The following is a 26,899-nucleotide window of genomic DNA, read 5'->3' as shown; positions in this document are numbered from 1 at the left end:
CAGTTATGGTAGGAAGTTTTTGAAGTTTCACCACATTGGTCTGCTGTTTGGCTATATCAATGTTTTGGGCAGAAACTTTTAACTGCTGATGATTTTGTACCGCCAGTTCAGCCACTTCATTTGCGGTCATCTGTTTTTCCTGTGAAAAAAACAGCGTAGGAATGAGAGCTATCGCTAAGGATAGTGCTGTTTTTACATTTTTTATCATTTTACCTTGTTTTACAGATGCAAAGTTATAGCAGTCGTAAAGTCAAACAAATGTTTGATTTCTGGAAAAAGATGTTCAAATGTAGGATTTTTACTTTTTAAATTGATTCCGGTATTGAGTCGGGCTCAACTCCAGGTGTTTCTTAAAAAAATGAGAAAACGAGTATTGATCGCTAAAGCCAAGAATAGAAGAAACCTCAGAAACAGGCTTTTCCGATGAGTTCAAAAGTACTTTTGCCTCATTCACCACAATTAAAGCAATGATTTCACTAGCGGACTTTCCCGTAATTGATTTCACGACGGATGAAAGATGTCTGGTTGTAATCGACTGGCGTTCTGCATAGAACTCTACCATTCTTTCTGTATGATAATAAATGGTAAGATCTTTTAAGAAATTAAAAACAATCTCCTCCTGTCTCGACATACGGCTCATGGAATTGTCATCTTCTTTGGATATAATCCCTGCCATCTGGTAACAAAATACAGAAAAAAGGTGTTCTACAATTTCCTTTTTATAGATCGTCCCTGTATTTGAATCTAATATATACTTCAAGAAGTTAACACTTTTCCATACCATTTCCATTTCATCCTCATGAAAAGGTACTCCTCTGTTCATCTGCTGTCTGAAATAACGGTAAGTAATCAATCTGTTGAACTTTAAAGACAATGCCGAAATAAATTCTCGTTTATAGGAAACCATTCTGGATTGAAAATCATCACTCACGGAAATCATTTCGTACACCGTCTGTGGATCGGTCACCATAAACATATTGGCGGAAAGTTCCAGATCACTGAAATGCTGCCGAAGCTTTATTGTTCCGGTTTTCACAAAAACAAAAGCAGGGTTTTCGGGACGGAAAGGTTTATCGACAGATATTCTCTCGAAAATATTATGCTGAGTAAAAATTTCAACTCCGAATTCTTCTAAGACAGACATAGTACAAATGTAACCAATATCAAATGCTATTACAAAATTTTATTATTTTCGTATATACAACCAATCAAACCATGAGAAAGATCGATTTACTATTGGCAGAATACGGCGAAAGCCACAGAAATATCATTAATAAATTCATCCATTGGATTTGTGTACCCCTGATTTTCTGGACCATCTTAGGCTTTGTATCTCTTATTCCCTCCAAATCAATCTGTTTTATATATATTGGCTGTATAAGTTATGTGAGCTTTATTGTAATGGCTTTAATAACAATATATTATTTGAGGCTTTCCTTTTTGATTGGCTTACTTATGATTTTGATAATGATTCTTATGGAGAGTTTTGCCTACGGACTTAATACCCGTTTTGATCAGCCATGGGTCATTTACCTTGCTGTTTTTGTTGTTACCTGGATCTTACAGTTTATCGGTCATAAAATAGAAGGCAAAAAGCCATCTTTTTTAAAGGACCTGCAGTTTCTGTTGATAGGCCCCATCTGGCTTTTAAGCTTTATTCTGAAAAAATTGGGAATCAGATATTAATCTTCCAGTGCATATACGGCAAAGCTTGCCAACCAGTGATCTCCCCCATAATTGCCCTGAAAAAGCAATGGTAATCCGTTCGTTAAAAATTTATCCGCAGTTTTACGGAAATCCTTTTTCAATGGGTGATTTTCGGGAAGAGATTTTGCAATCCCCTTCATACACCAGGCTTTTGAGAAAGACAACCCTACCAGGTGAACTGTTTGATAATCGCTTAGATCACTGACAACCGGAATTTTCTCAACATTTTCCAGACTGCGCTTTTCATAGAAATTATTCAGCCATTTCACATATTCTTTCTGAGGAAGTACTCTTCTCATCAGGTCAGCAATTTCGAGGCTGGGAGAAAAAAAATCTGAACCGTCCGGTTCTAAATACGCCGGCGTTTTCTGATCATTTAAATAAAAATACTTTGCCTTTTCTGTCAGTTGATTTTCAAAATCTTTATCCTTGTTGGCTCTCGCCCAATCTATTGCAAAAGCCATAGCAAAGGCTGTATTCGGGTGAACTCCGGTTCTGTTAGGATATGTTTGTTTTGGCAGATAAGTTTTCCAGGATTTTAAAATCTGATCCGTCAGAGGTTTCAGATTCTGATGCCATATTTTAGCTTTTGGATGATCCCAGGTTGCAAGCTCTTCATCCAATTTCAATAGCCATGCCCATCCATACGTTCTTTCAAAGGTAGTGGTTAATTGAAATTTTGTAAAATAATCGGCCTCAGACTGCAAATTTTCTTTCTTCAACGAGTTGTCCAGAATATTTTCAATGTCTTTTGCATTCGATAAGCCTGGTTTCGTCTTTAATAACCTAACGAGCATCCAATGACCATGCACCGAGCTATGCCAGTCGAAACAGCCATAAAAGCTTGGATGCAAATCTTTAGGTGAAAGGGAGACTTCTTTCTCATTATTGATGATATGGGCTGTTTTATTCGGGTATTCCTGATTGATACAGTGTAATGGCTTATCGGAAAGCTTTACTGCCATTTCATCGGTCAATTTAGGAGCTTCCTGAGCATAAATCAGAAACGGAGAAAATACAAATGCTAAAAGACTTTTTTTCATGTAATAAAAATATAAAATTATTTGATTTTTCAATAATTTATAACAGAAAACAGTAATTCGATATAATATTTAAAAATATTACAATAATTTACAGTTAAAAATAAAACCACAGTCAATTTGAGCACAGTTTTTGATCATATTCACAAAAAATATTAATGAAAAATATCCTACTCCCTTTATTGTTCCTTTTTACTATTCAATGCAATAAATCTGAAATTCCTGCTAAAGAAGAAGCTGTTATGCAAATGGCACCTCCGGCTGCAGTATCAGAAAAACTCACATCTGATAAGGTATCAGCTATGGCTGTAATGGATTCTGAACAACCTCAACCTCCAAACCAAGAAACTGCTCCTAAAAAAATAGACACCATCTCTAAAAAGGTGATTAAAAATGGTTATATGACCATTCAGGTGGGTGATATTAAAAAAGCTCATCAACAAGTCAATGAAATCATTAAAAATAACAAGGCTTATGTACAGAATGAAGAATTTCGAAATACGGATACCAATGAGAATCTGAACCTGATCATCCGTGTTCCGCATAAAAATTTTGATGCACTTATCAATTCTTTTTCAGACGGATTAGGTTCTGTGCTATCTAAAGAAGTTTCTTCGGAAGATGTCACTGAAGAATATACAGACGTTTCCATAAAATTAGCCAATAAAAAAATATATCTTGAAAAGTACCGTGATCTCCTTAAAAATGCAACTTCCACAAAAGATATGCTTGAAATTCAGGAAAAAATACGTGGCTTGGAAGACGAAATTGATGTTGCGGAAGGCAGATTACGTTTTTTCGATGACCGCGTGAACTACAGTACATTGAATCTAAGTTTGCTTAAAGAAAAAGTAAGAAGTTCTGCCACTTCAAAAATAGGCTTTGGAAGCCGTTTCGCTGATTCCCTGACCGAAGGATGGAATATTTTTGTAGGCTTTATTCTCGGACTGGTTTCACTGTGGCCATTCTTACTGATCGTTCCCATTGTCATTTTCTTATGGAAAAAATGGCGGGTAAGAAAGAAAAAATAAAATAAAACCGGATAACACTATCCGGTTTATTTATTTAAGCATTAAAATGATTTTTTACGGTTTCCAGTATTTTTTCCTCCGGCATCTGCTGTGAGCTATCCAGCGTAATTTTCAGGTTTTTATATTGGGGTGTATCATGAAGATAATGTTTTAGTTCTTCCTGGGTTACTCCCGGTCCTGTAATGTATAATTCCTGAGTGTTGGTAAGCAAATGTTCTACTTCCTTAAAGAATTTAATCCGGTTTGTTCTTTCTGCATTATTTCCGGCATTTTCACTGGAGTTTCCATGTTGAATCTCTGCTTTTACAGGTTTGCAAAGGAAAAATTCGGAAGCATTTTGGGAATCATGATTCTTAGCTACAATAGCTTTTTCGGTATCTATCCAGATCCCGGCTAATCTTTTATCAGACATAACTTTAATTTTTTAATTATTAAAAAATGTCCAATTTATATGCAAAACATGGGTTAACGAAGTGTTAAAGTAGTAAATTACTGCCAAATAAAACCAAATGAATGAAAATGAAATCTCTTACCTTGTAAGGAAATGTATCTTTTATGTATATAACGAACTAGGCCCTGGCTTGTTAGAATCCGTATACAAGAAGATTTTAATTTATGAGCTGGAAGAAAATAAAATCCGAAGTTTTCTACCTGTCATTTATGATAATAAAACTTTGATCTTAATTTCAGAGTTGATATTCTTGTAGAAAATAAGGTGATCCTAGAACTTAAATCAGTAAGAAAGCCTTGAAGATATACATTATAAACAATTGCATACCTATCTTAAGCTTTCTCACATGAAACTTGGATTATTAGTGAATTTTAATACTAAAAACATTCTAGACGGAATAAAAAGAGTTGTGAATAACTTATAGTACTGAAAAAAAGGTTCTCGCAGATTTAGCAGATTACGCAGATTTTTAAAAAGATTTAAACACAATCATTTGCTAAATCTGCGAAAGAAAAACTATCTTCCTAAAACAAACACCGCAGGAATTTTGTGAAGCTCAGGCTTTTGTTTCTGCCACTCTTTTATCGTTTTCGTTTTGATAAATTCATGTTCAGGATCATTGATGTTGGCAGCAATACACAATTTCGTATTCGGAGAAAGGAACTTGCATAAATCTTCAAAAAGCGGGTTATTTCTGTAAGGTGTTTCCATAAAGATTTGAGAATATCCGGTTTTCTGCACCAGGCTCTCCAAATGGAGAATTTGTTTTTTCTTCTCACTTTTATCAATAGGAAGGTAACCATGAAAAGTAAATTCCTGTCCGTTAAATCCACTGGAAATCAAGGCTAAAATAATAGATGATGGTCCGGAAAGAGGAATCACTCTTATATTTTTTTCATGGCACCATTTTACAATCAAATTGCCCGGATCGGCTATACACGGGAGTCCGGCTTCAGATAATAGGCAAAAATCCTGTCCTTTCAGCATTAATTCCTGGGCTTCTTTTACATCTGCATTTTCTGTGTATTTGTCCAATAAAAATAATTGTAAATCCGACTGTTTCTTTTCAGGAGCAAAAAACTTAATGACTTTCCTTGCTGTTTTTTCATTTTCTACAAAGAAATAATCCGTCTGCATAATATAATCTTTCAGGATTGGTGAAAAGTGAGTAAGTGGTGTGTTTTCGGATAAATAGGCAGGAAGTAAAAATAACATTGTTGCGGATTAAGAGTTAATAGAATATGGATTCGAGGTCCGGGTTATGGGGTTCGGATTTCCGGATTATTTAGTAGTTCTGCAATTTTTTCACATCCTTTGTTCAGCAACTGAAACACCTCTTCAAAATCTTTCATATCGCCCCAATACGGATCAGGGACTTCTGCATTTTCATGATCACCCAGTGCTTCAAGAAACAAAGAAATCTTTTGACGCTGTTCTTCATTTTTGGCTTTGGAAATTACATCTTCGTATACATCGATATCCATGCAATAGATCTTATCAAAATCATTCAGATCTGCATTGGTAATTGGTCTTGATACCTGCCTGGAAATATCTATTCCGTGATTGGCAGCAGTTTTAATTGCTCTTTTATCAGGATGCTCACCTTCATGTTGAGAAATCGTTCCCACTGAATCTACAAAAAAATCCTGTGGAAGTTTGGTCTTCATAATACCTTCAGCTAAAGGGCTTCTGCAAATATTTCCCAGACAAACCATTAGTATTTTCATAACGCTCAATCTAATTTTAATATTGAAAGATACAGACAAAACTAAATAAAAAATGAAGAATAAAAATTATTCTTCATTCTCATTATTTTAATTAATAATTTTAATGTTTAATTCTTTCCGTAAGTTCTTTTACGTATTTCTTTACTTCCTTATCTATTTTGGAGATATCTTTAATGGTTTCACAAGCATACATTACAGTTGAATGGTCTTTTCCACCCATTTCCTCTCCGATTTTAGTGAAAGTGGCATTGGTGAATTCCTTCGCAAAATACATGGCTAGTTGTCTTGGTAATGCAATTTCTCTTTTTCTGGTTTTGGATAAAAGCTGTTCTCTTTTAATTCCGAAATAATCGCAAACCACTTCCTGAATATAAGGAATGTTAATAATTTTCTTCTGATTAGCTGCAATCTTATTGATGGTTTCCTTCAGCAAATCAAGACTTAGATCTGATTTATAAATCGTAGAGTATGCAATTACAGAGTTGATCACTCCTATCAGTTCTCTTACATTGGTTTTTGCCTCTGAAGCAAGGAAATCCAGCATATCTTCCGTAAGGACGATACCATCTCTGCTTAATTTATCAATAATAATTTTTTTACGGGTATCATAATCAGGAGATTTGATCTCTGCGGAAAGCCCCCATTTGAAACGGGAAACAATCCTGTCCTGAATATCCATAATATCCGCAGGAGCTTTATCTGAAGTCAGGATGATCTGTTTTCCATTCTGATGTAAATAATCAAAAATATGGAAGAAGCTGTCCTGTGTTGCCGATTTACCGGAAAGGAACTGAATATCATCAATAATCAGAACATCCACCATTTGGTAAAAGTTAGCAAATTCTGTTTGTTTATGAGCTTTTGCAGACGATATAAATTGCTGAATAAATTTTTCAGACGATAAATAAAGTACTACTTTATCCGGAAATTGGTTTTTCACTTCCAAACCTACCGCCTGCCCTAAGTGTGTTTTCCCAACACCATAACCTCCATATAAGAATAATGGGTTAAATGCAGTTGCTCCCGGTCTTTTGGCAATTGATCTCGCTACTGTTGCAGCAAACTTATTGCTTTCTCCTTCTACATAGTTATCAAAAGAGAAGTCAGATTTCAGGTTGGAATCTATATTCACCTTCTTGATTCCCGGTACGACAAAAGGATTCACAATATTGGATGAAAAGCCTTGCGGCATTGTTTCCTGTACCTTTGGAGTAGGAACGCTTTTCCCTTTCATATTCATGGTAACGGGTTTTTCTAAACCGTTCGGTTTATTTTCCATTACAGAATACCAAAGTTTCACACCTTTACCTATATTTTTCTTCAGGGCAGCAGAAAGCAGAGACAGGTAATTATCTTCAATATACTCCTTATAAAAATCACTTGGAACCATCAACGTAAGGTTATTATCAACCAATGAAATCGGCTGAACTTTATCAAACAGTAAATCAAAAGATTTCTCAAGTTTTTTTAAATCAGAGTTATCTTCAGCAGCGTTCAGGTTATCCCGCATGAACTGAAGACATTTCTGCCATATCATCATTAAATTTTCATCCATATTTATGCCCCGATTATTGAATGGTTAGTATTTTTTTTAGAAGGAAGACAAAGGTCCAATTTTTTATTTTTAAAAAAAAATATTGCAGGTATTGATTATTTAAAAATATATTTGTATGTATAATTTACAAGCCAGAATGATACATACAACTCACTCAATAAGAGTACGTTACGGAGAAACAGATCCTATGAAATATGTCTACTACGGTAACTATGCAGAATACTTTGAGATCGGCCGGGTTGAGCTTTTCCGAAGCATTGGGATATCCTATGATAAAATTGAAAATCAGGGCATTTGGCTGCCTGTTTCGGAGTATAAAATTAAGTATTTGAAGCCAGCTTTATATGATCAAAAACTAGAAATACACACTTACGTTAAAAAAATTCCGGGAGTGAGAATTGAGTTCGAATATGAAATTTTCAATGAGGAAAAAATTAAAATTACCGAAGCTTCCACCAGCTTGTTTTTTTTGGATGCCCAAACCAATAAAATCATAAAATGTCCGGATTTTTTAATGAAACTTATAGAAGAAAACTGGAAACCCGATAATAAATAATATATGAAGATTGCTTTTTTAGGTCCGCAGGCCAGTTTTACCCAATTGGCTGCCACTCAACTTTTCCCCGACCAGGAACTTTTCCCGCAGGCTAATATTTTAGACTGCTTTAATGCTGTTGAAAACGGAGAAGCCGACAAAGCGGTTGTTCCTTTGGAAAATTCCATTGAAGGTACGGTTTCCATGACTCTTGATTATCTATACAAGACACCCTCTATAAAGATAGAAGCCGAAGCCATCATGCCGATCGCCCATCATTTAATGATCCACCCTGATCATGTGATAGAAGAAATTGAAAAAATTTATTCACATCCACAGGCTTTAGCACAAAGTTTTCACTTTTTAGACACAAATTATAAGTTTGTCCAGAAACAGGATTTTTCATCTACTGCTGCAGCAGCCAAATATGTTTCAGAAAATCCGGACCTCAGGATTGCGGCAGTTGCCAATCAGTATGCAGCTAACCTGTATGGACTCAAGATTATTCACCGTAATATTCAGGATTTTGAACAGAATCATACCCGATTTATCATTATCTCCAAACAGCAGAAAGCCTACGAAAATAATAAGCTGGAGGTTTTAGGAGAAAAATCAGGGCTCCTTATCACTCTTCCGGAGGATCATGCAGGAGGTCTGCATCAGGTTTTGTCTGTTTTTGCATGGCGAAAAATGAACCTGAGCAAGATTGAATCAAGAACTTTGAAAACCGGTCTTGGAAATTATTTCTTTTTTATTAATGTGACAGGAAAATGGGAAGCTATCTTACATGAAAATGCCATCGAGGAATTAAAATCCCTGAATGCTGAAGTTGATTTTCTGGGCAACTATAAGGAATACCTATTAGAAAGCTAATTTGTCAGTCTTATTAAACATATATGCTTCAATGCTGTCAGAATACTGACAGCATTTTTTTCGGTTTAAGCATTAATACAAAAACGCCATCTGTTTTTTTTATATAAACAACAATAATGAATTTATAAAATAAATTACAACACATATTTGAACTAAAATTAACACATACACAATAAATATGTTATAAAATTGAATAATCAATAAAAAAGGGTATGATTTTTGCTGTTATATTTCAGAAACTAATTAAAAATTTATTACTCATGAAAACTAAGATTTGTACTTTAATTTTGGCGATTTCTTCTATTTCCGCTTTTTCACAGGTTGGGATTAATACAACAACTCCCTCAGCAACACTTGACGTCAATGGGACATTGAAAGTCAGAGATACCCCTATGGTAACAGCTTTACCCGGCTATCAGATCATGGCAGTGAACCAAGGAACCTTCCAGGTTGCCAAGGTAGACCCTCAAGTAATCATTGATGCCGCTAACAGTGGGGGTAATACTAATACTACGGTGTATGCAGCAAAAAAAACAGCAACAATTACCTTATTAAATTTAGGAATCTTCCCGTCAGGTTTCCAGGCTGTTAATTTCCTGCAAAGTGAAAGAAATGTGGGCAACGCAGCCTTGTTTTCAGATGTTGACAATTCATACACCATCCCATCAACCGGGGTGTATGCAGTAGGTTTTTCCTTCAGACTTGGAACAGGATTACAAGCTTCTTTAATAAATGATAACCCCGGAGTCGGAATTGTAAGAACAAGAGCCGGAGTATCTACCATTATTGACAGCCGCCCTTTCAGCGGTATTAATGTTCCTCTTGTATTAAGTTTAACTATCTCTGAATCCAGCATTAATTCACTTTATGCTTTCCAGGCAGGTGATAAGATCACTTTCGGACTTACAGATTCCGGATTTATAACCGCAGGACTGCTTGGCTCAAGTGTAGGATCTTTTTATATTTATAAAGTATCCAACTAAAATCATTACAGTTTAATCACTCTACATAACTGATCCATCGCATGTAGCGGTGGATTAGTTTTTGCTGCCATTCTGATACAAATATTTATATTTACTAAAAAAATCAAAAAATGGAATTGGGACTGGTAGTTATCTTATTCTTAGTCGTGCTGTTGAGTCATCACAAGCTCAGCAATAAAATCCGAAAACTGGAGAATGAGATTTTTGAACTCAATAAGCTTCTTCATAAAAATGAAGAACATGCAAAAAAAATTCCTGAACAAACGCCGGCTGATGTTCCTTCCCCAGCTTCTCAGAATATAAGCTCCGGAAAACTTCCGGAACAAATGATCGACCCAGGTTCCCCGCAAAAGGATTGGTTAACGCCCATCCTTGATTTTTTAAAGCAGAATATATTAACGGTTATTGGAATTTTCACTCTTGTATTAGGAATTGGCTATTTCGTGAAATATGCCATTGATAAAAACTGGATCGGCGAAACGGCCCGGGCCATGATAGGCTTATGTACCGGAGCAGGAATCATTATTACGGGGCATTTTCTACGAAAAAACTACACTACCTTCTCATCCATCATTACAGGAGGTGGGATTGCCGTGCTTTATTTTTCGACAACCATCGCTTTTAGGGAATATCATATTTTCAGTCAGAATACGGCTTTTATCATCATTTGCCTTATTACGTTTTTTTCCATTCTTATATCATATTATTATAACAGCCAGGTATTAATTATCTTTTCATTATTTGGTGGATTTCTGGCTCCGTTAATGGTAAGTACAGGCCAGAGCAATTATCCTTTTCTCCTGACCTATATTACCATATTAAACCTGGGAATGCTCATTATAGTTTTCCTGAAGCATTGGAAAAATATCAGCTGGATCGCATTTATATTTACTCATATTTATCTTTTCTACTGGGTTATTGAGAAAACAGAGATGATAAGCATCTATTTTTATGTGGCAACATATATAATCTTCTATACGTTTGCTTTACACGATTACCGAAAAACAAATACCCTGTCAATTATTGATATTCTGATGCTTGTTTTAATCAACTTCACAAGTATTATTGGTTTGGTATATATTTTCAATGAACTGAAATACGAACCGGCTATTATTTTCCCACTTGCGTTTGCATTGGTCAATGCTTTATTATTATACAGGGAACACAGGAAAAAAAATTTCGAAATTCCCTATTCTGTTTTTACAGGAATTACGGTAAGTCTCATTACATTAACTTTTGCCCTGCAATTTGAGGCTAACCTTATTACCAGCGTTTGGGCGGTTGAAGCAACGCTTTTACTCTTTATATGGAAAAAAACAGGTTTCAGTATTTTTAAAATATGCTTTTATGTTTTGTTTCCTTTGGTTATTATAGTGCAGATGATCACCTGGATTGAATATTTATCATTCCGCCAATTATCAATTGTTTTCAATCCTGTATTTCTTACAAGTCTCATTACCATTATCACCATTTTGGCTAATCTGTATTTATTAAGGAGACGGCATGAAAATGATAAGCCAGAAAATAAATTTATTGAAAATCTTTTCATTGTTTTAAGTTATACCATAATTTATCTGTCCATCCTTTTTGAAATCCTTTATCACCTTTCAGATCAGCATCTGCCAGTCATTATCAGTTCCGGATTGCTATTCAGTATCTATTATATTTTCATTTTGTTACTACTGCGCAAACCGTTAAGCATTTCTGAAGACTTTGAAAACGGACTTTTATATCTGTTCATCTTTTTAGTTATTATACACATTTCACTTTCTGCTTCTATGGTTACAGAGGGCATTCTGAAAAAAGAAATCCCAGGAAATCATTACTTTTTCTATATGCTCTATCTGATTCCTTTTATGTATATATGCTGGAAGCTTATTGCCTCAACCCATTTTTTTAAAGTTACCATCGCCTATTGGTATATATGTTTTGCAATAATCGTCGTTGTGAGTTCTGAGCTCTATCATGGTTATATTTTAATGAATGCTGAAAACCTGGCCCAATCTTATCCGCTGAAAACACATTTCAGTATTTTGTATTTACCAATTATCTGGACCATTTTGGCAAGTATTTTCATTTATACCGGCTTAAAGCGGAATGTTTCTGAGCTTAATAAAATAGGCTTTGTTCTCGTGGGAATTGTGATGGTAAAACTATACGCTTATGATGTATGGCAAATGGATAACATATCAAGAATCATTGCATTTATTATCTTGGGAATCATCTTATTATTAAGCTCATTTATGTTCCAAAGGCTAAAAAACATCATTAAAAATCTGGTAGATCATAAAAATGAGAATACCTCGGATAGAGATTCAAAATCCTAACAAAGTCCTTTATTTATAGATAGTTTCCAAATTATCATAAAATTTTGTTCATATTTTATAAAAAATAACTATATTTATCACGTTTTTAATATATTCTATAGATTATGAAAAAATTACTCTACTCTTTTTTAATATTTGCTTCTGCTACCTTATTTGCACAGAAGAGCACAACTACCAAATTTGCTGTAGCCGATAATATCGTTGGAACAGTAGATATGTTTAATGCCAAAAAGGATCTTGTACAAAGTATGCACGTGTACAAAAATTCTGCAGCTTTGCCTCAATCTCTTAAAAAATTCAGTTATCTGGCGGATAATGGAATTGCCGAAATCAAGCTAAAGAAAACAGAAGTGTTGGATAGAATATCTCTTGCTCAGCTGAACGAGCAGGAAGGTGTGGCAAAAAGCACTCCTGTTTTAATTGACGGTTATGAATTTACAGATACCGAAACTAAGGTTTACGCTGATATTTTCAAGAAAATAGAGGTAAAAGACAACAATGGTACAAAGGCTGTTTTTATTTCTACAAAATAATTCCACCATTATATAGATCAAAGGATGCTTAAACAGGCATCCTTTTTTTTATTAATATTTATTATTCCATTTTTTCTTCAGCTCATCGTAAATTTTCTTTTCCGTTGCATTATTCCCGGGTTCATATAATTTAACATCTTTAATTTCTTCTGGCAGAAAATCCTGGTCCACAAAGCTTCCTTCATAAGAATGGGCATATTTATAATCTTTGCCGTAATCCAGATCTTTCATAAGTTTAGTGGGTGCATTTCTGAGATGAAGCGGGACAGGAAGATTTCCGGTTTTCTTCACCAATGCCAAAGCTTCGTTAATCGCCATATAGGTAGAGTTACTTTTGGGAGAAACAGCCAGATAAACAGCCGTTTCACTCAAAATGATCCTTGCTTCCGGATTACCTATTACATTCACAGCCTGAAAACAATTGTTGGCAATAACCAGGGCATTCGGATTAGCCAGACCAATGTCTTCAGCCGCTAAAATGAGCATTCTCCTTGCTATAAACTTAATATCTTCTCCTCCGGCAATCATTCTCGCCAACCAATATACTGCTCCATTGGGATCGCTCCCTCTCATCGATTTGATGAAAGCAGAAATGATGTCATAATGCTGTTCTCCGTTTTTATCATACAAAGCGATGGTCTCCTGAAGAACGGAAAGTACGTCTTCATTACCAATCTCTTTATTCCCGTTGTTTTTAAACTGATTCAGAACAAGCTCTACTGAGTTGATCAATTTTCTTGCGTCCCCTCCGGAATACTGAATAAAAGCTTCTTTTTCTTTAACCGTAAAACCTGTATTTTCTTCCTGATTATATCTGTTTACGGCAATATCAACCAGATCTTCCAACTTTTCATAGCTCAATGCCTTCAATACATATACCTGACTTCTGGAAAGCAGGGCGGAAACCACTTCAAAGCTTGGGTTTTCTGTGGTAGCTCCAATCAGAACAATCCATCCTTTTTCCACGGCATGAAGGAGAGAATCCTGCTGGGATTTATTGAAGCGATGGATCTCATCAATAAACAAAATCGGAGATTTTCCTGAAAAAAGATTTTGTTTTTTGGCTTCGTCAATCACATCACGTACGTCTTTCACTCCTGAAGAAACTGCAGAAAGCTTGAAAAATTTTCTTTCGGATTTTTCAGAAATGATTTCTGCCAAAGTTGTTTTTCCTGTTCCCGGAGGCCCCCAAAAGATCAGTGAGTTCAACGTATCGTTTTCGATCATTTTCCGGATGGTTCCTTTTTCTCCGGTAAGATGCTCCTGCCCAAGAACCTCATCCAGGTTCTTGGGTCTCAATTTTTCAGCTAATGGTATATTTGGACTCAAAGTATAATTAATTTTTGGGATAAGTGTCAGGTTTTGCTTCGCTGAAACTTATAACAAATTTAAACTAATTTTCATTTTTTTACCCTATTTTTGCATTGTTTTGAAACTTACATTCAATAAAATCATTACATTTCCCATGGTAATCTTGATCAAATTTTACCAATGGTTTATCTCGCCTTTACTCCCCAAAAACTGCCGTTATGAACCTACCTGTTCTCATTATATGGTAGAAGCTTTACAGGTTCACGGTATTTTTAAGGGATTCTGGATGGGTGTGAAAAGAATTTCAAAATGTCATCCATGGGGCGGAAGCGGTTATGATCCCGTTCCACCTAAAAAATAAATATCGATAAACAAACTATTAAATCAATAGAAATGAGTAATCTATTTTTCAGAATTTACCTTGTATTATTTGCGTTAATGACCCAGTGTTTCTTTGCGCAGAATTATCCGGACGGCCTGTCTGACGGAGCTTTAAAAGTAAATTCCACGGAAATCCCTGTAAAAATCTATTCGACTACTGAACTTGGAGATCTGGATGCATTTGCAGACAAAAAAATAAATAATAACGTTCTGGTTATCCTGAATAAATCTAATTTTGAACCTGCATATTTTAATTTCAATGCGTTGACTTTAAGCAAATTTAAAAATGCAAATTACCAGTTTTTTGATAAGAATTTTAAATTGATTGATACAGCGGTTACTCCTGAAAATATAGAGACTTTTAAATATGCTGTTAAATCACAAAAACCTATTACTACTGCTGATAATGTTGAGCTGGAAACTCCGTTTAAAATCTGGGATCCATCAACAGGAATTCATTTAGGACCGGTTACCCTGCATTATTATAGCTTAATGTTCATTTTCGCCTTTGGATTCGGATATATTTTAATGACCAGAATTTTCAAAATCGATAATGTCAACCAAAAATATCTGGAACCTCTTTTCACATGGACTTTGATTGGAACCATTCTGGGTGCTAGAATGGGGCATGTTATTTTCTATCAGCCTGAATTATTTAAAGAAGATTTCTGGAGCGTATTTTTACCGATCAGTACCAAAAACGGGCTGAAATTTACAGGGTTTTCCGGATTGGCAAGTCATGGAGCTACGATTGCCTTAATATTTACGACGCTTTATTATTCATTTAAGATCATCAAGAAGAATCCTTTCTGGGTGTATGACAGACTAGGAATTGTAGTAGCTTTAGGAGGAGCATTTGTGAGAATGGGTAATTTTTTCAATTCTGAAATCATTGGAAAACCGGTTGACCCTACTTCACCATTCGCATTACTTTTCCCTCAACAAAGCAGTGAATACGGTGTTACAGTTCCCCGTTATCCGAGTCAGTTGTTTGAAGCGGTTGGATATGTAGCTTTGTTCGTTTTACTTTGGTTCTTATATAGAAAAACAGATAAAAAATATCAGCAAGGCTGGTTATTCGGATTATTCTTTATCATTCTTTGGGCGATCAGATTCTTTGTAGAATTCCTGAAAGAGCCACAAGGTGATGAGTTCATTGAATTCGGTGGATTGAATACCGGGCAGGTTCTTTCTATTCCTTTCATGCTTGCAGGAGTAGTCATTATGATCATGTCAAAAAAATTCAAAATTACACAGGCTGAAAACGAAAAGCCTGAATAATTGAATATCATACCGAGCGAAGCCGAAGCATCCAAATAAATAAAAGCCACAATTTCTTGTGGCTTTTTTTGTTTATAATTTAAGAGTAGCCTTTTTATTAAGTTCCTGAAAAACAGTTCCAAATTCATTAATCAAATCTGCAGGTAACATCGATTCCTTAGAGTGCCTTTCAGCTGCAAAATCGGCAGCTTTCCCATGAAACCAAATTCCCAGAACAGCCGCATTTTCTTCGGAATATCCCTGAGCTAAGAAAGACGTCAGAATTCCCGTCAGAATATCGCCGCTTCCTCCTTTTGCCAACCCTGAATTTCCCGTGATATTATAGTATACTTTTCCTTCCGGACTAATAACCTGAGTATGATGGTCTTTTAAAACTATATAAATCTGTAGTTCTTTCGCTTTCTTCCGGGCCAGTTCCGATCTTTCAAAAGAATCTTGTGTATTTCCGAAAAGCCTCTCAAACTCTTTAGGATGAGGAGTTATAATGGAGTTCTGAGGAATTAATGATAAGTTTTTTTCATCCTTGGAAATCATATTCAAAGCATCGGCATCTAAGATCAATGGCTTTGAATATCCTTTTAAAAACTGAAGAAGACTCTTCTCTGTTTGCGGTTCTGTTCCTAAACCTGGTCCAATTCCATAAACTGAATCTTTTTCTACTACAAAGCTTTCAATATATTGACTTCCACCCTTTATAAACATTGCTTCGGGGCATGAGGTTTGAAGAATCTCATAACCGCATTGGGGGGCTAATGTAAAAGTTAGTCCCGCACCTGTTTTCAAAGCAGATTTTGTGGAAAGAACCGCTGCACCCATTTTTCCGTAACTTCCTGCAGCTATAGTTACTTTTCCATATGTTCCCTTATGGGAAAATTCCTGCCTGGGTTTAAAAATATGATCCACAAGATCATCATCAATGACAAAATCATCGGTTTTTGCATGAGAGATATATTCTTTGTGCAGATCAATATCCAGGATAATTACTTTTCCTGCGTAGGTTCCTGTTTCTGAATGTAAAAAGCTTTTCTTCCAGAACTGGAAGCTTAAGGTATAATCAGCTTTAAACACTGTTGAACCCCTTTCCGTCAGACCATCCGCAAATAGCCCCGACGGAATGTCTATGGAAATTTTCAGATTATTCCTTTCGTTCAGTTTATTAATCAGTATTTTATATTCTCCTTCTATTTTTCTTGATAATCCGGTTCCTAATAAGGCATCAACAATGATGGTTTTGCTGTCAAAATTATATTGATCTATATCTTGGAAATTTTTAACAGAAATCCCGGAAAAATCCCTTAGTTTTTTAAAATTAACGGAAGCCTCTTCAGAAACTTTTTGATAGGAGGCATCTATAAATATATCTACATCAAATCCTTTTAAATAAAGTATCCTCGCAATAGCCAACCCGTCACCGCCATTGTTTCCATTTCCACAGAAGACCGCAATTTTTTTATGGTTCTTACAGTTTTCGGAGATCCAGACTGAACAGGCTTGGGCCGCTCTTTCCATCAGCTGAATGGAAGAAACGGGTTCATTTTCAATGGTAAACCTATCCCATTCCCTGATTTGTTCTGCTGTAAGTATTTTCATTTTCAGGTAATTTGATTAAATTTAGCAATAATAATTTCAATATGAAGAGAATTTAAGCTGAAAAATAATTGAAACTATTGATGTTTAAATTTTTAAAGCCTACTTTTGTATATAACAATAAACAAAAAAATATAAATTATGGGATTTATCAAAGAATTTAAAGAGTTTGCCATCAAAGGCAACGTTATTGACCTTGCAGTAGGGGTAATTATTGGTGCAGCTTTCGGTAAGATCGTTTCATCATTCGTAGAAGATGTGATCACACCGCTTCTTCTGAACCCTGCAATGAAAGCAGCCGGTGCGGACAACATCAAAGAACTTGCATGGAATGGTGTTACTTATGGTAACTTTTTATCAGCCGTGATTAACTTTTTCTGTATTGCTTTGGTTCTTTTCATAATGATCAAAGGAATCAACAGGATCAGCAAAAAAGAAGATCCCGCTTCAGCCGGGCCTACTGAAGATCAGAAACTACTGACTGAAATCAGAGACCTGTTGAAAAGCAACAGAAACGTATAAAAATAAAAACACCTCAGATTGAGGTGTTTTATTTTTTTATAGTAATGATCTTAATGAATCTGTAAGATACTTGCAATCTGTTCTGCCAAAGAAAGTCCGATTCTATCCTGAGCCTCCAGAGTAGATGCTCCTGTATGCGGAGTCAGAGAGATTTTAGGATGGTTTAAAATTTCCTTTGAAGGAGTCGGCTCGTTGATGAAAACATCCAGTCCCGCAAATTTCACTTTTCCGGAATCCAAAGCTTCAATTAAAGCCGCTTCATCGATAACTCCACCTCTTGAACAGTTAACAACCGCTACTCCGTCCTTCATCATTTCAAATTCATTCTTCCCGATCATATAACCGTCTTTTTGTGCCGGAACGTGAAGGGTAATAAAATCCGAATGCTTTAGCACATCATGTAAAGGTTCTGTTTCAATATCAACATTAATGAACTGGTTGTTATAGAATTTCACCTTGATGCTTGCTTTTCCGACGTTATTATCCGCTGCAATCACTCTCATTCCCAATCCTAAGGCGATTCTTGCCACTTCCTGCCCGATTCTTCCCATTCCAACGATACCGATGGTTTTTCCTCTAAGTTCAATCCCGGCTGTATAGGCCTTTTTAAGGGCAGCAAATTCCGTATCTCCTATCACAGGCATTTTCCTGTTGGAATCCTGCAAGAATCTCGCTCCCGAAAATAAATGGGCAAAAACCAGTTCTGCAACAGATTCTGAAGAAGCAGAAGGCGTATTGATCACATGAATTCCCTTTTCCCTTGCATAATCCACATCAATATTATCCATTCCTACCCCACCTCTTCCGATAATGTCAAGTGACGGGCAGTTGTCAATAATATCTTTTCTTACCTGAGTGGCACTTCGCACCAGTAAGGTACGGATCTTATGCTCGTTAATATAGTCTACCAAAAACTCCTGTGGAACTTTTGTAGTGATCACTTCAAAACCTTTTTCAGTTAATGCATCAATTCCTGATTGATCCAAGCCGTCATTTGCTAAAACTTTCATTAGAATTTTTTACTATTTTTATAGAATCTGAATAAAATTATTCAGCATCCTTATTCTTTAATCTTTAAATACTTCAATGGTTACTTGTTTTTCAACCATATCCGTAAACTTTCCTTTATATCTTGTTGCTCTTACCAGATGATTATCAATCCAGTGATAATTTCCGCCTCTTGGCTTTCCGCACAATACGCTGTGGTATTTGAAGCCGTGCTTATCCAGCCAATCAATAGTGATTTGCTTTAGGTTTTCTGTTCTTGAAGTAAAAAAGCAGATCTGATGGCCTTCATCATACCATTTATTAATGGTTTCCAAAGCATCCGGGTACGGTTCGCAGGTTACCATTCTTTCAGGCTCCTCATTCGGAACATCGTCCGTAATAGTTCCGTCTATATCAATTAAATAGTTCTTTACTCCATCTTTAAGGATTGGACTTATATGATCTTTGTATTCTAATTCCATCATTACATTTTGAATGGCAAAGTTACGGTTTTTCGACCAGAAAGAATCTTTAAACAGGGTTTCATTAAAAACTTACCACATAAATTAATATTCGATGAATAAAATTAACGAATGGTTTACATTTTATAGGTTCCTGATGAAAAATTTTCATCTGGAGTTTATTAAAATTGAGTATTGAAACTGATTTTCTTTTTATCTTTCCACAAGCTAATAACAAAAATGAACAAAATTCTGGCTTTTACATTCTGTCTTATCGGCTGGTTTGCCATCATTGCCCAATATTACCTGTTGCTGGAAACCAAAACTGTTTCTTTCATGGAAGCTACCATCAGGTTCTTTAGCTTTTTTACCATTCTTACGAATATAATGGTTGCTGCTTATTTTACAAAGCGGGCTTTTAAAAATCCTTTTCCTCAGAATGAAAGCCCGGGGACTTTAACTGCCATTAGTGTTTATATTGTTATTGTTGGTGTTGTTTATCAGCTTGTTCTTCGCTCTACCTGGAGTCCCACAGGATTACAGAAAATTGTTGATGAATTACTCCATAGTGCCATTCCTGTTCTGGTCCTCATTTATTGGTATTTCTATGAGAACAAATATTCCCTTCATTATAATTTGATCCCTAAATGGTCTGTTTATCCCTTACTTTATCTTTTTTTTATTCTGATAAGAGGGCATTTTTCTGGTTTTTATCCCTATCCTTTTATTAACGTATCTGAACTTGGGATTCTTCATGTTTTAGCAAATGCCATCTTGGTTCTGATATTTTTTATAGGATTATCAATGCTTTTGATAAGGCTTGGAAAAACAATTGCCCGTTGAAATGACCTGTCTGGAAAATATGATGTTTCACCAAAAATTTCCAAAATACATTTATTACGCTTACATTTGTAGGAATGGAAGAATTTGTAGTTTTAGTAAATCCTGAAGATGAAGTTTTAGGTTTGATGGAAAAGCAGCAGGCCCACGTTAACGGCTTACTGCACCGAGCTTTTTCCATTTTTCTGTTCAACAGTAAAGGTGAAATGCTTTTGCAGAAAAGAGCAGCCGAAAAATATCATTCTCCCAATCAGTGGACGAATGCTGTATGCTCACATCCCAGAAGTGGTGAAACGTATCTCGAAGGGGCCCAAAGAAGGCTGAAAGAAGAGCTGGGAATAGTGGCGGATCTTTCTGAAAAATTTAATTTTATCTATAAGGCGGATGTGGGTGAAGGACTTTGGGAGCATGAATTGGATCATGTATTCGTAGGAACTTATGAAGGAGACTTTCATCTGAACAAAGATGAAGTGGATGCTGTACGATATATTTCCATGGAAGAACTTGATCAGGAATTATCTACAAATCCGGAACATTTTACGGAATGGTTCAAGATTATTCTTGAAGAGTATAAACACCATTTTTAATCTATGATGAAAAGAATATCATTATTACTGGCATTTTTAATAAGCTCTATTGTTTTTGCTCAAAAAATAGCTACGAAAGTTTTTGACCGCCCCACGTATTCCATTTTGGTTCCCGAAATATGGAAAGTGATGGATAATAATGAAATCGTTAATATTTTCCCCGATAATCAGATTGGAGCCATTACCATTTCGGAATATCATGATCTGGCTCTTCCTGAAAGCGAAACCAAAAAGTTCATCCTTGCACTTTATCGCTCCACTGATGAGGAAAGTAAAATAAAAAGCAGGAGCGGCAAAAAAGGATATACGGAATATAGTTACGAATACTTTGATGAGAAGGAAAAGCTTTACTGGACTACAAAAGTTTTTCAGAAAGAAAAGGATCTTTACCTGATCACCATCAATTGCAAAGAAAAATACTGGAACGGTAATTATATGAGCCTTTTCAACGAAACCTTTAACAGTTTTAAAATAAAGAAATAAAAATAAACATGAAGAAAACAGCCTTGTACGACAAACACGTTTCTTTGGGAGCGAAAATAGTACCTTTTGCAGGTTTTGAAATGCCTGTACAATATTCAGGAGTTACGGAAGAGCATTTTGCAGTAAGAGAAAAAGCAGGATTATTTGACGTTTCCCATATGGGACAGTTTTTCATCGAAGGTCCGGGTTCTAAAGAACTTTTACAGTATGTTACAACCAACAATGTAGATACTTTGGAAAACGGAAAAGCTCAATATTCTTGCCTTCCTAATGAAAACGGAGGAATCGTGGATGATTTGATCGTTTATAAAATGGAAGACAATAAGTATTTTGTAGTAGTGAATGCTTCCAATATTGATAAAGACTGGAACCACATCGCCAAATACAACACTTTCGGAGCTCAAATGACCAATGCTTCCGATGAGATGTCTCTTCTGGCTGTTCAGGGTCCGAAAGCAACAGAAATTCTTCAGAAATTAACAGATACTAATCTTTCTGAAATTCCTTACTATCATTTTACAGTAGGATCTGTTGCAGGAGTAAATGACGTGATCATTTCCAACACAGGATATACAGGAAGCGGCGGTTTCGAAATCTATTTTAAAAATGAATCTGCGGAAAAACTTTGGGATGAGATCATTAAAGCCGGAGAAGCAGAAGGAATCATTCCTTGCGGATTGGCTGCAAGAGATACTCTAAGACTGGAAAAAGGATTCTGCTTATACGGAAACGATATTGATGATACCACTTCTCCTATTGAAGCAGGATTAGGATGGATCACCAAGTTTGATAAAGATTTTGTTTCTAAAGATACTTTTGCCAAGCAAAAAGAGGAAGGGGTAACCAGAAAACTAGTTGGTTTTGAACTTCAGGATAAAGGAGTTCCAAGACATGATTATCCTGTTGTAGATGCAGAAGGGAATGTAATCGGTAAGGTGACTTCCGGAACTCAGTCTCCAATGAAGAAAATAGGATTAGGATTGGCATATGTTGATAAGCCTCACTTTAAATTAGGTTCTGAAATCTTTATTCAGGTAAGAAATAAGAATATTCCTGCAAAAGTGGTGAAAGCGCCTTTCGTGTAGTCTGTTCAAAAATAATAAAAAAGGATGCCCTATAAGGACATCCTTTTTTTATTTCTGCTTCTACAAATCAATGGACGGCTTCATTTTGTTCGGAATCCGGATACATGAGAAATATACCCAGGCAATAAAAAACAGCTGTAAAGGTATTCTGTACCATAGATAGGCCGTTCCTTTTCCTGTAAAATCCGCAGTTTTCATATTCACATGCTCAAAGGCAGCATATACATTAACCGGGAGTATCAGAATAAAAAATAAGAGGAGGATCCATCCGGCCGTTTTCTGAAACCCCGGAATCAGTATTGCAACAGCCATCACAATTTCAAAAATACCGGTTATCCAAACCAGTTCCTCTCTACAGGGTATGAATGCGGGAATCATTAAAGTCATTCCTTTACTGTATACAAAATGAGCAATTCCGGTTGCCACAAGCATAAGTGCCATGGCAATCCGTGCTGAAAGAGCATATTCATACTCTTTACGAATGAGTTTAAAAGTGATCATAGAAATGATCAGAACAATAGGTAAAATAGCTTCAGGCATTTCTTTTTTATGCAAAGTTCCGCCATCTGTTTTTACAAAACAATGAACCCAGGTTAAGAAATCTTACGTCTGATTCTGCTCAGTGCCTGAGGTGTAATTCCGATATAAGATGCAATATACTTCAACGGTATATATTTCAGAATATGAGGCCGCTCCGAAAATAAGGCCAGATATCTTTCTTCTGCTGTTTGTGTTAACAAGGATAATTCCCTTTTAAAGATATCAAGATAAAGACCTTCGCTGGCAAGTCTTCCAATCCTGTCTCCTACTTCAGTTTTTTCATAAATTACATTAAGATCCTGATATGAAATACGCCAAAGTATAGTTTCTTCAAGTGCCTGGATATGATAACTGCAGCTTTTTTGTGTAAGGAAAGAATCATAAGCACTTACAAATTCACCGGCAAATGAGAATGAAAAAGTAAAGTCATCTTCTCCGGGAATATAAAATCTTACACTGCCCTTTTCTATAAAAGAAAGATAGTTTTCTTTTTTTCCCGCCATGATAAGATGATCTTTCCTGGAAAACTTCTGTTTTTCAAGTTTTGATGAAAACATCTGCCAATCCTGCTCAGACATTGTAACGGATTTTTCAAAATAGGTCCGAATCTGTTCCATATAATTAGTCCTAAATCAACAATTCATTCAACTACACTTCAAAAAAATTCTTTTAATTCTTCTTAACATTCCTAAAGGAAAAATCTACCTTAATGTTTTTTTATTGAGATTCTTCATTCCCATTCAATCCACTCAGAATGACAGGTCAGCATTAGTTTACTCCGAAAAACTCTCTCAAAGCTTCCACATTCTTTTTATCATTGCCTATAAATATAGCATCATCAGTTATGAAAACCGGGCGTTTCAGAAAAGTATAATGATCCAGTAACAGCTTTTTAAAATCCTTTTCCTCTAATGATTTCACATCAATCCCTCTTGATTTGATCTGGGTGGATTTTTTACTGAATAAAGCCTCATAAGACTTTGTTTTTTTATACATTTCGGCCAGCTCTTCTTTGGTTACAGGTTCTTTTTTAATTTCTCGAAGTTCCCAATCCGTAAGATCGAACTGCGCCAATATTTTTCTGCATGTGTCACACGTGTTCAGGTAAAATACTTTTTTCATGTCCCGCTTCTTATTTCTTTTGTTGATTAAAGATTCCTTTTTAGGGTTTCAGCTTTCAAAAGTAGGATTTAATCTAAGATTTTGAAAATTATTAAATACCTTTATTCAAATTTTTATATCAATGGAGAATAAGCCTATTACTTTTCAGTTTATTTCAGAGCCTTCAGATGTTAATTATGGCGGAAATGTTCACGGAGGAAGTGTGATGAAATGGATTGATCAGGCAGGATATGCATGTGCAACCACCTGGAGTGGAAATTATTCCGTTACTGTTTACGTAGGCGGAATCCGTTTTTATGAGCCCATCAAAATCGGGGAAGTAGTACAGGTAGAAGCGCAGGTGATTTATACGGGGACTTCGAGCATGCATATTTCGATTAATGTATCTTCAAGGAATCTGAAGCAGCCTAAATTTGACAAAAAAACGCACTGTATCATTGTTTTCGTAGCCGTAGATGAAAACGGGAAAAAACTTCCGGTTCCCAAATGGACTCCTGAAACTGATGAAGAAAAACAATTGGAACAATATGCTATTCGTCTGATGGAGCTCAGAACCCAGATCGAAGATGAAATGAAACCTTTTTTATAGTCAGATTCAATGCATAGAAAAGATTTCATCACTCTTTCTTCATTAGGTTTCCTCGGATTATATTCTTGTGGAATTTCCGGTATTGCCCATCGTAAAAAGCCTTTAGCTATACAACTTTACACCATTCGTGATGCCATCTCCCAAGACCCTGAAAAAGCTCTTGAAAAACTGGCTGATTTAGGTTATAAACAGCTGGAAATCTATGGATATAACGGTACTTTCTTTGGAAAAAGCCGTTCTGAGTTTCAGGCTATTCTTAAAAATACTGGTTTACAGGTCATAAGCTCTCATCACACGACGGGAATTATGGATAAAAGTCCCGGAACATTATTGAATAACTGGGAAAAATCCGTTGAAGATTTACATTATATTGGGGCAGAATATATGGTTTGTTCCTATCTTTTTCCTGAAGAAAGAACCGTTGATCATTATAAAAAGCTTCCTGAACTATTGGAAAAATCGGGCGAAATAACAAAGAAAGCCGGTATTCAGATGGCTTACCACAATCACGATTTTGAGTTTGAAAAGTGGGATGATAAAGGGAATATTTATGATTTTATTTTGAAGAATTCTTCTTCAGAAATGGTTAAAATGGAGCTTGATCTGTATTGGATCTCCAAGGCAGGGCTTGACCCTTTATCCTACTTTGAAAAACATCCGGGAAGATTTCCTTTATGGCATGTAAAAGATATGCAGAAAGACAGCAAAGACTTTACGGAAATAGGAAACGGAACTATTGATTTTAAAAGGATTTTTAAAACCAGAAAAAAAGCAGGGCTTAAGTATTGGTTTGTAGAACAGGACTCCAGTGATAAAGATATTTTTGAAAGCATCAAAATAAGCCGTGATTATATTCAGAGGAATCATTTTTTCTTTCAGTAATTTAGAAATTAAATTTATAGTAGCCATGAGAAATATTTTCGTTTTATTATTTCTAATGTTCATCACATCTGCAGCATCACAAACCCACCGATTCATTTATGAACTGCAATTGAAAATGGATTCCACTGAAAGTGACTATTATAAATTCAATATGGTATTGGACATTAATGCAGAGGAAGTGAAATTTTATGGCAGAAATCTTTTGATAGCAGACTCGTTAAACAAAAAGTTTGGGAATATGGATAACAAACATGTTGATATGAGCGGACAAATTGTGAAGAGAACAATGAACAGCTCTGAGAATGAAAATTTCACCAATATCAAATTCGGGTACTACTCTTTTAAGACCACTGATAAAATGAACTGGACTATTTCCCAGGAAACCAAAAATGTCCAGGGATACACGCTCCAAAAAGCCACTACTACATTTGGCGGAAGAAATTGGACGGCATGGTTCAGCAAAGATATTCCTTTTAATGAAGGGCCTTTTAAATTCCGGGGATTGCCCGGCTTAATTTTCGAAATTCAGGATTCTGAGAATAATTTTATATACCGTTTAATTAAAAGCCTGAAACTACCGGATGTCTATCCTACCGATGATTTTCTGGAATCTAATTTTGGAACTAAGGCCATTCCTGTTACAGAAAAACAGAAGAAAAAACTTTTAATGGAATTTTATAACGACCCTTTTGCATTTGAAAGAGCTAATTTCAGTAAAACAAATACCAATCTTAACATTAATATCAGCGGAAAAGAAATACGTACCCTGGATGATCTTAACACCCAGACCAAAAATATGCAGGAAGTTATTCGAAAATATAACAATCCCATTGAAATTGATAAAGCCATCCGTTACTGAAAATAATTTACAGGATTATGTTTGATTACAGGTTAAAAGTGTTTCATACCGTCGCTTCCCGACTGAGCTTCACCAAAGCTTCTGAGGAATTGCACATTTCACAGCCGGCCGTTACCAAACACATTAAAGAAATTGAAAATCAGCTAAACACCAAACTTTTCCATAGAAACGGAACAACTATCCGGCTCACCCAAAGCGGTAAAATTCTCCTGGAATATGCAGAAAAGATCCGGAATATCTATCGTGATCTTGAGTTTGAGATCAGCCAGATCAATCAGCAGCATAAAGGTAAGCTGATTATCGGGGCAAGTACCACCGTGGCTCAATATATTCTTCCCGAAATTCTCGCGAAATTCAATGCGTATTACAAAGACATCAAAATTGAATTGCTTACATACAATACCGAAACGATTTCCGAACTGTTGAAAAACAATAAAATAGATTTTGGCATTATTGAAGGAGAATCCCAGTCTTCCTATTTCGATTATCAACCATTTAAACCCGATGAAATTGTTCTTGTAGCGAGATCCGGGCATTCATTGGGCAATAAAACTTTAAGCCTGAAGGATCTTTATGAACTTAATTTTATTTTCCGTGAACAGGGTTCAGGAACCCAGGAA

The 26,899-nt window shown here is 35.7% G+C and carries 34 protein-coding genes and 1 pseudogene; 21 read left to right on the top strand and 14 right to left on the bottom strand.

The window, feature by feature from the left end:
• Both ACGHIN_RS12635 and ACGHIN_RS12630 read right to left on the bottom strand, forming a co-directional pair.
• Window positions 1–208 (bottom strand): annotated as a pseudogene (locus ACGHIN_RS12635) (TolC family protein); the annotation flags it as partial.
• Between the two features lie 90 nt (window positions 209–298).
• Window positions 299–1,144 (bottom strand): helix-turn-helix domain-containing protein, encoded by an 846-nt coding sequence (locus ACGHIN_RS12630; RefSeq protein WP_390454003.1) that lies wholly within the window; start codon window positions 1,142–1,144, stop codon window positions 299–301.
• A 71-nt stretch (window positions 1,145–1,215) separates the two neighbouring features.
• Here ACGHIN_RS12630 and ACGHIN_RS12625 point away from each other — a divergent pair, with 71 nt between their 5' ends.
• Window positions 1,216–1,686: an Mpo1 family 2-hydroxy fatty acid dioxygenase gene (locus tag ACGHIN_RS12625; protein WP_390454001.1), complete on the top strand. Its 471-nt coding sequence runs from the start codon at window positions 1,216–1,218 to the stop codon at window positions 1,684–1,686.
• On the opposite strand, the gene ACGHIN_RS12620 is transcribed toward ACGHIN_RS12625, so the two are convergent.
• A complete protein-coding gene (locus ACGHIN_RS12620) occupies window positions 1,683–2,750 on the bottom strand; it encodes a DUF2891 domain-containing protein (RefSeq protein WP_390453999.1) in 1,068 nt (355 codons plus the stop codon). The two genes, ACGHIN_RS12625 and ACGHIN_RS12620, sit on opposite strands and share 4 nt — an antisense overlap.
• A 155-nt stretch (window positions 2,751–2,905) precedes the next feature.
• On the opposite strand from ACGHIN_RS12620, the gene ACGHIN_RS12615 reads away from it, so the two are divergent.
• Window positions 2,906–3,778, top strand: a complete 873-nt coding sequence (locus ACGHIN_RS12615) for a DUF4349 domain-containing protein (protein ID WP_390453997.1) — start codon at window positions 2,906–2,908, stop codon at window positions 3,776–3,778.
• Between the two features lie 34 nt (window positions 3,779–3,812).
• Here ACGHIN_RS12615 and ACGHIN_RS12610 read toward each other — a convergent pair whose 3' ends face one another.
• Entirely contained in the window at window positions 3,813–4,190 is a 378-nt protein-coding gene (locus ACGHIN_RS12610) for a hypothetical protein (protein WP_390453995.1), read from the bottom strand.
• A 97-nt stretch (window positions 4,191–4,287) separates the two neighbouring features.
• Here ACGHIN_RS12610 and ACGHIN_RS12605 point away from each other — a divergent pair, with 97 nt between their 5' ends.
• Genes ACGHIN_RS12605 through ACGHIN_RS12595 form a run of 3 tightly spaced genes read left to right on the top strand, consistent with a single transcriptional unit; the run spans window position 4,288 to window position 4,653 of the window.
• Complete coding sequence (locus tag ACGHIN_RS12605) at window positions 4,288–4,485, top strand: GxxExxY protein (protein WP_390453993.1); 198 nt, start codon at window positions 4,288–4,290, stop codon at window positions 4,483–4,485.
• The gene (locus ACGHIN_RS12600) at window positions 4,476–4,529 is read left to right on the top strand and encodes a hypothetical protein (protein ID WP_390454011.1); all 54 of its coding nucleotides are present in this window, start codon (window positions 4,476–4,478) and stop codon (window positions 4,527–4,529) included. The genes ACGHIN_RS12605 and ACGHIN_RS12600 overlap by 10 nt, the downstream gene beginning before the upstream one ends.
• Window positions 4,530–4,533: 4 nt before the next feature.
• Window positions 4,534–4,653: a GxxExxY protein gene (locus tag ACGHIN_RS12595; RefSeq protein ID WP_390454009.1), complete on the top strand. Its 120-nt coding sequence runs from the start codon at window positions 4,534–4,536 to the stop codon at window positions 4,651–4,653.
• Window positions 4,654–4,745: 92 nt separating this feature from the next.
• On the opposite strand, the gene ACGHIN_RS12590 is transcribed toward ACGHIN_RS12595, so the two are convergent.
• The 3 genes from ACGHIN_RS12590 to dnaA form a co-directional block, all read right to left on the bottom strand.
• Window positions 4,746–5,444 carry an SAM-dependent methyltransferase gene (locus tag ACGHIN_RS12590; protein ID WP_390453991.1) on the bottom strand — a complete coding sequence of 233 codons (699 nt, stop codon included), beginning with the start codon at window positions 5,442–5,444 and terminating at the stop codon, window positions 4,746–4,748.
• Window positions 5,445–5,488: 44 nt separating this feature from the next.
• Window positions 5,489–5,956 carry a low molecular weight protein-tyrosine-phosphatase gene (locus tag ACGHIN_RS12585; RefSeq protein WP_390453989.1) on the bottom strand — a complete coding sequence of 156 codons (468 nt, stop codon included), beginning with the start codon at window positions 5,954–5,956 and terminating at the stop codon, window positions 5,489–5,491.
• Between the two features lie 100 nt (window positions 5,957–6,056).
• The gene (gene dnaA, locus ACGHIN_RS12580; protein ID WP_390453987.1) at window positions 6,057–7,511 is read right to left on the bottom strand and encodes a chromosomal replication initiator protein DnaA; all 1,455 of its coding nucleotides are present in this window, start codon (window positions 7,509–7,511) and stop codon (window positions 6,057–6,059) included.
• Between the two features lie 136 nt (window positions 7,512–7,647).
• Here dnaA and ACGHIN_RS12575 point away from each other — a divergent pair, with 136 nt between their 5' ends.
• From ACGHIN_RS12575 to ACGHIN_RS12555, 5 genes are all read left to right on the top strand, one after another.
• Window positions 7,648–8,067, top strand: a complete 420-nt coding sequence (locus ACGHIN_RS12575) for an acyl-CoA thioesterase (protein WP_390454007.1) — start codon at window positions 7,648–7,650, stop codon at window positions 8,065–8,067.
• A 3-nt stretch (window positions 8,068–8,070) separates the two neighbouring features.
• Window positions 8,071–8,919: a prephenate dehydratase gene (pheA, locus tag ACGHIN_RS12570; RefSeq protein WP_390453985.1), complete on the top strand. Its 849-nt coding sequence runs from the start codon at window positions 8,071–8,073 to the stop codon at window positions 8,917–8,919.
• Window positions 8,920–9,179: 260 nt separating this feature from the next.
• The gene (locus ACGHIN_RS12565; RefSeq protein WP_390453983.1) at window positions 9,180–9,902 is read left to right on the top strand and encodes a hypothetical protein; all 723 of its coding nucleotides are present in this window, start codon (window positions 9,180–9,182) and stop codon (window positions 9,900–9,902) included.
• A 110-nt stretch (window positions 9,903–10,012) separates the two neighbouring features.
• Window positions 10,013–12,229, top strand: coding sequence for a DUF2339 domain-containing protein (locus tag ACGHIN_RS12560; RefSeq protein WP_390453981.1), 2,217 nt, complete (start codon window positions 10,013–10,015; stop codon window positions 12,227–12,229).
• Between the two features lie 104 nt (window positions 12,230–12,333).
• Window positions 12,334–12,762, top strand: coding sequence for a hypothetical protein (locus tag ACGHIN_RS12555; RefSeq protein ID WP_390453979.1), 429 nt, complete (start codon window positions 12,334–12,336; stop codon window positions 12,760–12,762).
• Window positions 12,763–12,813: 51 nt separating this feature from the next.
• Here ACGHIN_RS12555 and ACGHIN_RS12550 read toward each other — a convergent pair whose 3' ends face one another.
• On the bottom strand, window positions 12,814–14,091 hold the full coding sequence (locus tag ACGHIN_RS12550; protein ID WP_390453977.1) for a replication-associated recombination protein A: 1,278 nt from the start codon (window positions 14,089–14,091) through the stop codon (window positions 12,814–12,816).
• A gap of 136 nt (window positions 14,092–14,227) precedes the next feature.
• On the opposite strand from ACGHIN_RS12550, the gene yidD reads away from it, so the two are divergent.
• Both yidD and lgt read left to right on the top strand, forming a co-directional pair.
• Entirely contained in the window at window positions 14,228–14,434 is a 207-nt protein-coding gene (yidD, locus tag ACGHIN_RS12545; protein WP_390453975.1) for a membrane protein insertion efficiency factor YidD, read from the top strand.
• Between the two features lie 434 nt (window positions 14,435–14,868).
• Window positions 14,869–15,735, top strand: coding sequence for a prolipoprotein diacylglyceryl transferase (gene lgt, locus ACGHIN_RS12540; protein ID WP_390454005.1), 867 nt, complete (start codon window positions 14,869–14,871; stop codon window positions 15,733–15,735).
• A gap of 72 nt (window positions 15,736–15,807) precedes the next feature.
• Here the strand turns inward: lgt and ACGHIN_RS12535 are convergent, their stop codons facing one another.
• Entirely contained in the window at window positions 15,808–17,325 is a 1,518-nt protein-coding gene (locus ACGHIN_RS12535) for an NAD(P)H-hydrate dehydratase (RefSeq protein WP_390453973.1), read from the bottom strand.
• Window positions 17,326–17,463: 138 nt separating this feature from the next.
• Between ACGHIN_RS12535 and mscL the strand changes: the two genes are divergently transcribed.
• Window positions 17,464–17,844 carry a large conductance mechanosensitive channel protein MscL gene (gene mscL / locus ACGHIN_RS12530; protein WP_390453971.1) on the top strand — a complete coding sequence of 127 codons (381 nt, stop codon included), beginning with the start codon at window positions 17,464–17,466 and terminating at the stop codon, window positions 17,842–17,844.
• 50 nt (window positions 17,845–17,894) lie between these two features.
• On the opposite strand, the gene ACGHIN_RS12525 is transcribed toward mscL, so the two are convergent.
• On the bottom strand, window positions 17,895–18,854 hold the full coding sequence (locus tag ACGHIN_RS12525; RefSeq protein ID WP_390453969.1) for a D-2-hydroxyacid dehydrogenase: 960 nt from the start codon (window positions 18,852–18,854) through the stop codon (window positions 17,895–17,897).
• A gap of 57 nt (window positions 18,855–18,911) precedes the next feature.
• The gene (locus ACGHIN_RS12520; RefSeq protein ID WP_123262528.1) at window positions 18,912–19,313 is read right to left on the bottom strand and encodes an LNS2 domain-containing protein; all 402 of its coding nucleotides are present in this window, start codon (window positions 19,311–19,313) and stop codon (window positions 18,912–18,914) included.
• 219 nt (window positions 19,314–19,532) lie between these two features.
• On the opposite strand from ACGHIN_RS12520, the gene ACGHIN_RS12515 reads away from it, so the two are divergent.
• From ACGHIN_RS12515 to gcvT, 4 genes are all read left to right on the top strand, one after another.
• Window positions 19,533–20,135 carry a Pr6Pr family membrane protein gene (locus ACGHIN_RS12515; protein ID WP_390453967.1) on the top strand — a complete coding sequence of 201 codons (603 nt, stop codon included), beginning with the start codon at window positions 19,533–19,535 and terminating at the stop codon, window positions 20,133–20,135.
• A gap of 74 nt (window positions 20,136–20,209) precedes the next feature.
• Window positions 20,210–20,719: an isopentenyl-diphosphate Delta-isomerase gene (idi, locus tag ACGHIN_RS12510; protein ID WP_390453965.1), complete on the top strand. Its 510-nt coding sequence runs from the start codon at window positions 20,210–20,212 to the stop codon at window positions 20,717–20,719.
• A 3-nt stretch (window positions 20,720–20,722) separates the two neighbouring features.
• The gene (locus tag ACGHIN_RS12505) at window positions 20,723–21,202 is read left to right on the top strand and encodes a hypothetical protein (protein ID WP_390453963.1); all 480 of its coding nucleotides are present in this window, start codon (window positions 20,723–20,725) and stop codon (window positions 21,200–21,202) included.
• Between the two features lie 8 nt (window positions 21,203–21,210).
• Window positions 21,211–22,287, top strand: a complete 1,077-nt coding sequence (gcvT, locus tag ACGHIN_RS12500; RefSeq protein ID WP_390453961.1) for a glycine cleavage system aminomethyltransferase GcvT — start codon at window positions 21,211–21,213, stop codon at window positions 22,285–22,287.
• Between the two features lie 60 nt (window positions 22,288–22,347).
• Here gcvT and ACGHIN_RS12495 read toward each other — a convergent pair whose 3' ends face one another.
• The 3 genes from ACGHIN_RS12495 to ACGHIN_RS12485 form a co-directional block, all read right to left on the bottom strand.
• Window positions 22,348–22,827 (bottom strand): DoxX family protein, encoded by a 480-nt coding sequence (locus ACGHIN_RS12495; protein ID WP_390453959.1) that lies wholly within the window; start codon window positions 22,825–22,827, stop codon window positions 22,348–22,350.
• A 53-nt stretch (window positions 22,828–22,880) separates the two neighbouring features.
• Complete coding sequence (locus ACGHIN_RS12490) at window positions 22,881–23,444, bottom strand: Crp/Fnr family transcriptional regulator (RefSeq protein ID WP_390453957.1); 564 nt, start codon at window positions 23,442–23,444, stop codon at window positions 22,881–22,883.
• Window positions 23,445–23,595: 151 nt separating this feature from the next.
• The gene (locus ACGHIN_RS12485; protein WP_390453955.1) at window positions 23,596–23,949 is read right to left on the bottom strand and encodes an arsenate reductase family protein; all 354 of its coding nucleotides are present in this window, start codon (window positions 23,947–23,949) and stop codon (window positions 23,596–23,598) included.
• Between the two features lie 121 nt (window positions 23,950–24,070).
• Here ACGHIN_RS12485 and ACGHIN_RS12480 point away from each other — a divergent pair, with 121 nt between their 5' ends.
• The 4 genes from ACGHIN_RS12480 to ACGHIN_RS12465 all read left to right on the top strand — a co-directional run.
• Window positions 24,071–24,538, top strand: coding sequence for an acyl-CoA thioesterase (locus ACGHIN_RS12480; RefSeq protein ID WP_390453953.1), 468 nt, complete (start codon window positions 24,071–24,073; stop codon window positions 24,536–24,538).
• A gap of 9 nt (window positions 24,539–24,547) precedes the next feature.
• Window positions 24,548–25,420, top strand: coding sequence for a sugar phosphate isomerase/epimerase family protein (locus ACGHIN_RS12475; protein ID WP_390453951.1), 873 nt, complete (start codon window positions 24,548–24,550; stop codon window positions 25,418–25,420).
• 25 nt (window positions 25,421–25,445) lie between these two features.
• Window positions 25,446–26,279, top strand: coding sequence for a GLPGLI family protein (locus tag ACGHIN_RS12470; protein ID WP_390453949.1), 834 nt, complete (start codon window positions 25,446–25,448; stop codon window positions 26,277–26,279).
• 17 nt (window positions 26,280–26,296) lie between these two features.
• On the top strand, window positions 26,297–26,899 hold a 603-nt coding region (locus ACGHIN_RS12465; protein WP_390453947.1), incomplete at its 3' end, for a LysR family transcriptional regulator.

The organism is Chryseobacterium barbadense, from assembly GCF_042849955.1.
Classification (GTDB): Bacteria; Bacteroidota; Bacteroidia; order Flavobacteriales; family Weeksellaceae; genus Chryseobacterium.
The sequence above is the reverse complement of the archived record's forward strand: the minus strand, read 5'-3'. Positions and strand labels throughout refer to the sequence as shown.